This window comes from Roseibium sp. (assembly GCF_025698965.1).
Taxonomy (GTDB): domain Bacteria; phylum Pseudomonadota; class Alphaproteobacteria; order Rhizobiales; family Stappiaceae; genus Roseibium.
In genome coordinates, this window is the sequence record NZ_JAILWL010000268.1 from 1 (window position 1) to 8,915 (window position 8,915).

Here is an 8,915-nt window from a genome sequence, read left to right on the forward strand (position 1 = left end):
ACCGAGATCGCGAATAATGTCCGGTAGAACGGCCGTGGTCACAAAACTGTTGAGGGCGTGGGAGCCAACGCCAAGAATGAGAGCGAGCGTACCGGCGAGCCGGCCTGGCGAGAACAGTCCTGATTGATCAGGTTGGCTTGCGGGAAATTGCGCTGGCGAACTGGTGGACATGGTAACCTCAATAAAGAAAGAAAATACTTATTATATCAAGCGGTCAAATAAAGAAAGAAAAATATTATTAAATGAAACTTCGCGGTGTCACCATGTAGGCGTTTCAATCGAACAACCGCTTGGTCGAGTGTGTTTCCCTGACTTTGGCGCAATGGAAGTGGTTTCGGTGAAGATCCGTAAACCAGAGTTCGCAGCGCCTCTTGCGCGTTTGAGGACCTGCAGGCAAACTCGCGGCCAAATTGAAACTTGCCTTGGTGATATCTCATGCCCAACAAGCAGTCCCGGTTCCTGATCGACACATATTTCGCAGCGTTCAATGCTGGCGATACCAAGAAGATGGAGAGCCTTGTGACCGATGACCTGATCCATGATGTCAATCAGGGGGAGCGTCGGGTCGGCAAGGACAAATTCTGGTCGTTCAATGTCCACATGACCCGCTGCTACAAGGAACGGCTTTCCGATATTGTACTTTTCGTCAATGAAGAAGGCACTCGCGCTGCAGCGGAATTTATCGTCCATGGTACCTATATCGGTACAGATGAAGGCCTGCCGCCGGCCGAAGGGCAGACCTACAAGCTGCCGGCAGGAAGCTTTTTTGAAATCCGCGATGGCCAAATCGCCCGTATTACAACCTACTACAATCTGCAGAACTGGATTGATCAGGTGAACCGGGAAGCCGGGGAAGGGGACGCGGAGAAGGCATCCGAGGACGCCTGAATGCTTCGGGTCAAAGCTGGCTGATCGTATTCCCACCTTGTGACGGGCCGTATTGCGGCATTCGCCGCTCGATCCACGCATTCAATCCTTCATGAACGTCCGGTGTTGCCGCCATACGGGCGAATTGTTCGCATTCGATCGACAATCCTTCCGCAATGCTCGTGTTCAACCCCCTCGTGACGGCTGAAAGGATGCGGGCAGCAGCGTGCGGTGAATGGCGCAGGATCCGCTCTGCCATGCCGAAAGCCGTATCGAGAACCTTGCCCGGCGAAACAACCGTGTTGACCAGACCGAGCTCATGAGCTCTGGCAGCTGTAAAACTATCTCCGGTCAACAGGAGTTCCAGAGCTCTCTTGCGCCCTGCCAGACGAGGCAGACGCTGGGTTCCGCCGAATGTGGGTGGGATGCCGATGTTGATTTCAGGTTTTGCAAAGAGGGCGGTCTCGCTGGCGACGGCCAAATGAACGGCTTCGGTGATTTCGCAGCCGCCGCCATAAGCCAGGCCGTTAACTGCGGCAATGATCGGTTTGGGAAAAGCTTCCAGACGACCTGTCATGCGCTGTCCCCGGAGGCAGAAATCGCGGACAGCGATGTCCGGCCCTAACTTGATGCTTTCGGTGAATTCGTGGATATCGCCTCCGGCGGAAAATGCCCGATGGCCTGCCCCGGTGATGATGACAGCTCGCAGAGCGTCATCTCGCTCGATTTCGTCCAGATACCTCAAAATGAGATCGTTTGCCCTGTAATTCAGTGCATTGAGTTTTTCGGGCCGGTTGATCGTCAAGAGTGCTACGGCGCCTTGCTTTTCCAAAAATACAACATCCGTCATTTCGTATTCCCGTTTCTGTTTAGACGGAGAAAAACTACTCAATGTGAGTGTTGAAGTATATTCACTGGTGAGTATACTTCTGGCATGAGCAAGCAGACTTCAAGCGCACGCGACCGTATCCTGACGGCGGCCAACAAACTGTTTTACGCCGAGGGCATTCGCGCCGTCAGTCTCGACAACATTGCCGAAAAAGCGGGTATCACGAAGAAGACCGTCTATTACCATTTCAAGAGCAAGGACGATCTGATCGAGGCTTATCTGGCTTCGCGTGATCAGCCCAATCTGGCACTCTACCGCAAGTGGTTTGCAGAGGCAGAAGGCGAATTGCCGGACAAGGTTGCCGCCATCTTTTATCAGATTGCGATCTCCGCACGACATCCGAAGTGGAAAGGATGCGGTTTCCTGCGCACGGCGGCGGAACTTGCAAATATGCCTGGGCACCCGGCAATGAAGGTCGGTGCTGCACACAAAAAGAAATTTGAAGCCTGGCTCGAAGACGAATTCAGTACGCGAGGCCTGGAAGCTGCAGCCGCCCTGTCAAGGCATGTGGTATTGCTACTGGATGGGGCCTTTTCGACAATCCTTGTACATCGCGACGCCGAGTATGCGGAAGCTGCGGGAGAAGCTGCGAAAGCGCTTGTGGCGGGCGCCGTGAATAGGTCCGGAGCCGTGTCTTAGAGGAGATTGAAAAGTTTGCTTTTCAGTTCTTCGGGGCATTTGCCCAGGGCGGTGTCCTGCCGATTTTCTCAATCAGAAAATCGATGAAGACACGTACCTTAGCAGTCAGGACATTGGACTTCGGATAGACCAGCCAAAGGGCTGACTGATCATCGAGTTCATAGTCGGGCAGGAGGTGAACCAGCGACCCGTCCTCGATTTCCCGGTGAACGCTCCAGAGAGAATTCTGGGAAATACCGGCTCCGGCAATGGTTGCCAATTTCTGACTGAGGCCGTCGTCTATCACGAGCCTGCAGGATGCCGAGCGTGGGTCGTAGCTGCCGGTTTTCCCGTCCGGACCGACCAGCCCCTTTGCCGATTGGTTTTTGAAAGCCAGCAGATTGTGGTTTTTCAAGTCTTCCGGCAACAAGGGCGTACCGTGCTCTGCGAGATACGAAGGCGAGGCGCAGAGAACTCTCCGGTCGTCGGCCAACTTGCGCCCCTTCAGACTGCTGTCCTCCAGAACAGTGTTTCGCAAGGCCAGATCGAAACTGCCGTCGATCAGATCGAAGGCGGTGTCGGATAGCCGGAGATCCAGATTGACGCCGGGATGCAGATCCAGAAACTCCGGCAAAAGCGGAATGACATAGAGTTGCGAGAACGTGCTGGAGGCAGCAAATCTGAGTGTTCCGGTTACGCGGTTGCTGCCCAGCCCAAGAGCGGCCATTGCTGCGTCTTCCTGGGCGAGCATTTCCTTCGCATAAGGGAGGAATTCCGATCCTTCCAGAGACACGGCAACTTTGCGCGTCGAGCGATGCAGCAGATCAGCGCCAAGGGCTTGTTCCAGTTTCGCAAGCCGGCTGCTGGCGACTGCCGGAGGCATGCCGAGCGCTCTGCCTGCGGCACTGATATTCAGTTTTTCCGCAGCCAAGACAAACAGACGAAGACTTTGTGTGTCCATTATTATATCCAAAATCAGAATTATGAACTCAGTTTTCTCCTGTTTATATAATTTTTCAAGAGACATATTTTCCGCCTGTCACGTTTCAGACGCCGTTGCCTCGAGAGCTCGACACAGGGAAAAGGTTAAATCCATGTTCAAGAATGGCAGCTGGATCAACAATGCGAAAATCAAGGACGGCAAACGGGCGGAGTTCGGAGCCGATGTTGAGGACGCCTAAGGGGACTGCCTGACGATCAGCGGGCGCTACAGACTGCAATTGTGCCGGAAGTCTTCAAACAAGTCGGCGAATTTTCACGTCGAACCAATCATATAGAACCAGTTCTGCATCCAGAGGAAAAACATGCAAATGGCTTATTATTCTGTTCTTGCCGTAACCCCAACCTCAGAAGGATGGGTTTCAGATTACCTCGGCCCGGCGAACAGGCTGGTCGCTCAATATGGCGGCAAATACCTGGCCCGTACTTCCAGCCACGAGCAATTGGAAGGCGAAGCTCAGGGAAGCACCCTGCGGATCGTTATCGAATGGCCCTCAAGGGAGGCCGCGGTGAACTTCATGCAAGACGCTGAATACGCGCCTTATTTAAAAGCTCGAACAGAGGGTTCGAACAGCTTTCACTTTCTGATCGCAGGCAAGGACTATCTCACCTGATCCTCCCGGTTCTGTCCTCATGTTGCATTCGCGGAGCTCGCATCGCGAGCAGGTGAGGAGCGCAATACCGAAGCGATCTGGTCATCAGAGATTATCTGAAGGAAGCCATCGATGCTCAAACGCATGGAAACCCCGGGTTTTGAAGTGATCAACCGTGGTTTCAATTCAACCTTTCAACCAAACAGGTTGAGCCTGGGCCTTGTGATGCCACTTGAAAGTTATGGGCATCGCGCGGTTCCGGATATGACCCGTCATGTTGAGCGTGTCAAACTGGCGGAGACGCTCGGGTTCGCTGCCGTATGGCTGCGCGACGTGCCCTTTAATGTTCCTTCCTTTGGCGACGCTGGTCAGATCTTCGATCCGTTCGTCTATCTGGGAGTTCTTGCTGCCAGCACTGAACGGATTGCGCTTGGGGTTGCCAGCGTTGTTCTGCCACTGCGCCATCCGGCACATGTTGCCAAGGCAGCAAGCAGTGCGGATGTGCTTTCCGGAGGGCGTCTCATTTTGGGTGTTGCTTCCGGTGACCGGCCCGAAGAGTATCCCGCGCTCAATCTACCGTTCGAGGATCGTGGTCTACGGTTCCGGGGGAGTTTCGACTACATCCGGAAAATGGCGGAAAGCCAGCCGACCTTTGAAAATCTCCATGGAGCTCCCGGGGGAGGCATGGACATGTTGCCGAAACCGGAAGCGGGTAAATTACCCCTGCTTATCACCGGTGGTAGCCAACAGGAGCCGGATTGGATTGCCGCCAATGGCGACGGCAGGATGACCTATCCCCGAAATCCGGGCGTGCAAGAGCGGGTGATAAGAGATTGGCGATGCCGTTTGCTGGAGAACGCCAAGCATGACAAGCCCGTCATGCAGCCGCTCTACGTCGATTTGACGGATACACCTGATGCATCCCCGCTGCCGATCCATCTCGGATTCCGGTTAGGTGTCAATCACTCGCGCGCCTACCTGAAGACGATGGAATCCATTGGTGTCAACCATGTGGCCTTGAACCTGCGCTTCAATGGAGCAGATATCGAAACAACCTTGCGACAGCTCTCAGACGAGCTGCTGCCGGACTTTTCCGGATAATTGAGAGGAAAGCATGAGAAAGACCATTTTGATCACCGGTTCGACTGACGGCATTGGTCTGGAAACGGCAAAACTGTTGCGCGCTCACGGGCATACTGTGCTTTTGCATGGTCGCAGTTTGAAGAAACTCGAGGCGGCAAGGACTGAACTTGGCGCAATTGGCGGTGATGGCGACATTGGAGCCTATCTGGCGGACTTTTCGCGACTGCAGGAGGTTGGCAAGCTGGCTGATGATGTTTCTGCACAACAGTCGAAATTGGATGTTCTGATCAACAATGCAGGTATCCTGCGTACTCCGAACGAAGTTACAGATGACGGCCTTGATACTCGTTTTGTGGTCAACCTGCTGGCGCCATATATTCTCACCAGGAAACTGTTGCCTTTGATGGATGCAACCAGCCGCGTGGTCAATCTGTCTTCCGCAGCGCAGGCTCCCGTCGACTTGCACGCGCTTGCCGGACGCAGGCGGTTGAGTGTCATGGAGGCTTATTCTCAAAGCAAGCTTGCGCTCACAATGTGGTCGCGGCACCTCGCGAATCGGCTGGGTGCCTCGGGACCTGTTGTGATCGCGGTCAATCCAGGCTCGCTGCTGGCCAGCAAAATGGTCAAGGAGGGCTTTGGTGTCGCAGGAAGCGATCTAGGAATTGGTGCCGGCATTTTGGTGAATGCAGCGCTTTCGGGCGAATTTGCCGAGGCCTCAGGGCGGTACTACGACAACGACAGCGGTCAGTTTGCCGACCCGCATCCCGACGGTCTTGATGAGCAGAAGTCCGACGATCTTATTCGAACCATCGAGGCACTCCTGGCTAACCGGACCTGATCTTAACGTTTCCGAATTTTTGCCCCCCAGGCAGACAGGCAGTCAAAAAGCCGCTCACTTCGGTTGACTTTCTTTAAATAACTATATAACTAGAAATATAGTTATGTTAAGTGAGGTGAGAATGGTACTGGAAGAAGCAGCTCAGGGGTTTGCAGCATTGGGCTCGGAATCGCGTTTGCAGGTGGTTCTGACTCTCGTTAAGGCGGGGCACACAGGTCTGGCGGTTGGGGATATTCAATCCCGGACCGGAATGGCTGCGTCGACGCTTGCACATCACCTGAAGTTTCTTTCCTCCGCAGGCCTGGTCCTACAGGAAAAGGACGGCCGGTCGGTGATCAACCGGGCGGCGTTCGATCACCTGGAAAACCTTGCCGGGTTCATTCTTAAAGAATGCTGCGCAGACGAAAACGGCGTTTGAGCCGGCGGGGCGAAAGGAAAGTTGGATGACGGATACCCTGGAAAACATCGAAGTGGCAGATGGAGCTGGCGAGACCAGTTGCGGTGCATCGACAGCGGCAACCAACTGTGCCAAAGCCGAACGCAAGTGGACCTGGAATAACTTTCCCGGCCGGAACTATCTCTTTTCGACCTGGACCGTCGTGATCGCTGGACCGCTCCTGGTCCTGCTGCTGGACCAGGCTCAGTTCGTCGGTTTCGTTACCTTTGCAGTGAAGGCCTTTGCGGGAACGTTACCCTATATTGCCTTCGCGGTGGCATTGATTGCCTGGCTGAAGGCTGCCGGAGCGGAGGCGTATGTCGGACGCGCCTTTGAAGGCAGGGAAACGCAAGCCATCTTTCTCGCAGCGCTCTTTGGCGGACTTGCGCCGTTTTGCTCCTGCGAGGTTATTCCGTTCATTGCCGGTCTGTTGGCGGTCGGAGCGCCGCTTTCGGCGATCATGGCGTTCTGGCTGTCTTCACCTCTGATCGACCCTCCGACGCTACTAATCACCGCAGGTGCGCTTGGCTGGCCCTTTGCCATCGGCAAGGCTGTCTTTGCCGTGGCGCTCGGTCTCTTTGGTGGTTTCCTGGTCTCAGTGCTGCTGAAAACCGGCGTGTTTTCCAACCCGGTCAAAGTCGGCTCTGCGGCCGGTGGATGTGGTTGCGGAGCATCGCCCTTGACCGGTCGACCCGTCTGGCGGTTCTGGCGCGAAAGCGATCGAACCGAGCGTTTTGGTGATGAGCTTAAAGCCAATGCCCTCTTCCTGGTCAAATGGCTCGCCCTTGCCTATGTGCTTGAAGCTGCTCTGGTCACTTACGTTCCAGCGGACCTGATTGCAGGTGTTGTTGGCGGAGATGGTCTTGGTTCGATTGTTATCTCGGCGCTGGTCGGTATGCCTGCCTATCTCAACAGCTACGTCGCGCCGCCGTTGCTGGCTGGTCTGATGGATCAGGGCATGAGCGCTGGAGCGGCCATGGCCTTCATGATTGCCGGTGCTGTCAGTTCAATTCCTGCCATGGCGGCTGTCTGGTCACTGGTGAAACCGCAGGTCTTCAGCATGTATCTTGGCCTTGGTTTTGTTGGGGCGGTTCTCTCCGGTCTGATCTTTCAGTTGGCACTCTAAGAGAGAAAACATGCAGACGCAGGTGACAATATCGGTGACGTCCCATGAGGACGTCACCAGGCTTCTTCTGGTTCCAGTTGGATTGCCAACACCGTATCAGATGCCGGGTCAGTTCGAAGTTAGTGGTGGTCGGCTTACGCTTGCCGGCGAGCGCATGACCGGGCAGATGACGGCCTTGGTCACACCGGAAGCCACGGACCCCATCGAAGTCCGTTACACTTTTGTCGATGGAGGAACAGGATATCCGGACGTGGTCTTTGCTCCACGGATCAACCGTTTCACGAGAGCCGCCGCTGAGTTGGTGGAAGATGCACGTCAAATCGCTGCAGCCGAGCGTGACGGTCACGCCGCAATCCAGGCACTGGTCAACGCAGCTGCGGAAAAGTTTCGATATGCCCATCCGGAGGTGCGTTTCAACGATGGATGCGAGGAAATCCCTTATCTCTCATGTGGGCTGACCGAAGGCTCCTGTGTCGATATCAACACCTACCTTATTGCTTCGTTGAGGGCAGCTGGATTTGAAGCCGGATACATCACCGGGTATTTTTTCCCCGAAGAGAAGAACGGCTTTTGTGAAGACATGCATTGCTGGGTGGTAACACGCCACAAGGGTGTTGTTCTGGAGTGGGATATTGCGCATCACCTGAAAATGGGGACACGCGATGTGTGTTGCGGGCTCAATCCAAAACCGGGAGATCGGGTGGCGGTTGCCCACTCAATGGGATTGTCATTTCCCGAACTCGGAATCGATTGCGAAAAACTGATCGCTGAACCGGCCTGGATTGCGCCTGGCGGACACCTGGAAAAGGCCGAGATTACGATCCGGCGACGACTAGTTGACGCGGTTGCTGCCGCTTGAGAAACGCAATTCTGCGGCCTCCGTATTGTATGACCGGTATGTATTCCTTGCGGCAGTTCGCTTCTTGCGCCTGGTCTGTGTCCGGTTAATCTGCCTGGACATTCCGCAGGATCTTACTCATGACGATACTTGTTGTCGGGGCCGGAATATCCGGTCTCTCCACCGCCTGGGCACTGACAAAACGTGGGGTGCCGGTCACCTTGGTCGAACAGGGCCCTATTCCAAATCCGTTGTCTGCGTCAGGTGATCAACACCGCATCATCCGCCGCGCCTATGGCGGGCAAGGGGGATATCAGCGCCGCATTGGCGATGCTTATGCCGCCTGGGACGAGATGTGGGATGACCTGGGCAGCAAACACCTTGCCGAGACCGGATTCATGCTTTTTTCTCAGGAACCCGGGGACGGTGGTGAAGTCTACCGCGATGGTCTGATTGAAGGTGGATACCCGTTTGAAGAGCTGACTGCTGAACAAACAGCAGAGCGTTATCCGTTTGTTGATGCGACAACCATTCGGTATGGCGCTGTCAGCGCTGAGGGTGGAGTTCTGCTTTGCCAGAAGATCGCGGTGGGGTTGAGGGACTGGTTGATCGCCAAGGGGGTAAATGT

Annotated in this window: 11 protein-coding genes; 9 read left to right on the top strand and 2 right to left on the bottom strand. The window is 54.9% G+C overall.

Translation table 11 applies throughout. The features are described 5' to 3' along the window. The first annotated feature begins 435 nt into the window (after positions 1-435). Positions 436-888, top strand: coding sequence for a ketosteroid isomerase-related protein (locus tag K5905_RS20085; RefSeq protein ID WP_297586935.1), 453 nt, complete (start codon positions 436-438; stop codon positions 886-888). A 10-nt stretch (positions 889-898) separates the two neighbouring features. On the opposite strand, the gene K5905_RS20090 is transcribed toward K5905_RS20085, so the two are convergent. Next, the gene (locus K5905_RS20090; protein ID WP_297586936.1) at positions 899-1,717 is read right to left on the bottom strand and encodes a crotonase/enoyl-CoA hydratase family protein; all 819 of its coding nucleotides are present in this window, start codon (positions 1,715-1,717) and stop codon (positions 899-901) included. Between the two features lie 84 nt (positions 1,718-1,801). Here K5905_RS20090 and K5905_RS20095 point away from each other — a divergent pair, with 84 nt between their 5' ends. Then, on the top strand, positions 1,802-2,395 hold the full coding sequence (locus K5905_RS20095; RefSeq protein ID WP_297586937.1) for a TetR/AcrR family transcriptional regulator: 594 nt from the start codon (positions 1,802-1,804) through the stop codon (positions 2,393-2,395). A 22-nt stretch (positions 2,396-2,417) separates the two neighbouring features. Here K5905_RS20095 and K5905_RS20100 read toward each other — a convergent pair whose 3' ends face one another. Continuing rightward, positions 2,418-3,335, bottom strand: a complete 918-nt coding sequence (locus tag K5905_RS20100) for a LysR family transcriptional regulator (protein ID WP_297586938.1) — start codon at positions 3,333-3,335, stop codon at positions 2,418-2,420. Between the two features lie 349 nt (positions 3,336-3,684). On the opposite strand from K5905_RS20100, the gene K5905_RS20105 reads away from it, so the two are divergent. The 7 genes from K5905_RS20105 to K5905_RS20135 all read left to right on the top strand — a co-directional run. Further along, positions 3,685-3,987 (top strand): DUF1330 domain-containing protein, encoded by a 303-nt coding sequence (locus tag K5905_RS20105; RefSeq protein WP_297586939.1) that lies wholly within the window; start codon positions 3,685-3,687, stop codon positions 3,985-3,987. A gap of 111 nt (positions 3,988-4,098) precedes the next feature. Continuing rightward, complete coding sequence (locus tag K5905_RS20110; RefSeq protein WP_297586940.1) at positions 4,099-5,067, top strand: LLM class oxidoreductase; 969 nt, start codon at positions 4,099-4,101, stop codon at positions 5,065-5,067. Positions 5,068-5,080: 13 nt separating this feature from the next. Beyond that, on the top strand, positions 5,081-5,887 hold the full coding sequence (locus K5905_RS20115; RefSeq protein WP_297586941.1) for an SDR family NAD(P)-dependent oxidoreductase: 807 nt from the start codon (positions 5,081-5,083) through the stop codon (positions 5,885-5,887). Between the two features lie 121 nt (positions 5,888-6,008). Then, positions 6,009-6,305: a helix-turn-helix transcriptional regulator gene (locus tag K5905_RS20120; RefSeq protein ID WP_297586942.1), complete on the top strand. Its 297-nt coding sequence runs from the start codon at positions 6,009-6,011 to the stop codon at positions 6,303-6,305. A gap of 25 nt (positions 6,306-6,330) precedes the next feature. Further along, positions 6,331-7,449 (top strand): permease, encoded by a 1,119-nt coding sequence (locus K5905_RS20125; RefSeq protein WP_297586943.1) that lies wholly within the window; start codon positions 6,331-6,333, stop codon positions 7,447-7,449. A 10-nt stretch (positions 7,450-7,459) separates the two neighbouring features. Then, positions 7,460-8,308 (top strand): transglutaminase family protein, encoded by an 849-nt coding sequence (locus tag K5905_RS20130; RefSeq protein ID WP_297586944.1) that lies wholly within the window; start codon positions 7,460-7,462, stop codon positions 8,306-8,308. 119 nt (positions 8,309-8,427) lie between these two features. Beyond that, the coding region (locus K5905_RS20135) for an FAD-binding oxidoreductase (RefSeq protein WP_297586946.1) at positions 8,428-8,915 on the top strand (488 nt) is incomplete at its 3' end.

Coding starts and splice junctions, on each gene's coding strand:
- K5905_RS20085 (WP_297586935.1), top strand. CDS start 436: ATGCCCAACAAGCAGTCCCGGTTCCTGATCGACACATATTTCGCAGCG.
- K5905_RS20090 (WP_297586936.1), bottom strand. CDS start 1,717: ATGACGGATGTTGTATTTTTGGAAAAGCAAGGCGCCGTAGCACTCTTG.
- K5905_RS20095 (WP_297586937.1), top strand. CDS start 1,802: ATGAGCAAGCAGACTTCAAGCGCACGCGACCGTATCCTGACGGCGGCC.
- K5905_RS20100 (WP_297586938.1), bottom strand. CDS start 3,335: ATGGACACACAAAGTCTTCGTCTGTTTGTCTTGGCTGCGGAAAAACTG.
- K5905_RS20105 (WP_297586939.1), top strand. CDS start 3,685: ATGGCTTATTATTCTGTTCTTGCCGTAACCCCAACCTCAGAAGGATGG.
- K5905_RS20110 (WP_297586940.1), top strand. CDS start 4,099: ATGCTCAAACGCATGGAAACCCCGGGTTTTGAAGTGATCAACCGTGGT.
- K5905_RS20115 (WP_297586941.1), top strand. CDS start 5,081: ATGAGAAAGACCATTTTGATCACCGGTTCGACTGACGGCATTGGTCTG.
- K5905_RS20120 (WP_297586942.1), top strand. CDS start 6,009: ATGGTACTGGAAGAAGCAGCTCAGGGGTTTGCAGCATTGGGCTCGGAA.
- K5905_RS20125 (WP_297586943.1), top strand. CDS start 6,331: ATGACGGATACCCTGGAAAACATCGAAGTGGCAGATGGAGCTGGCGAG.
- K5905_RS20130 (WP_297586944.1), top strand. CDS start 7,460: ATGCAGACGCAGGTGACAATATCGGTGACGTCCCATGAGGACGTCACC.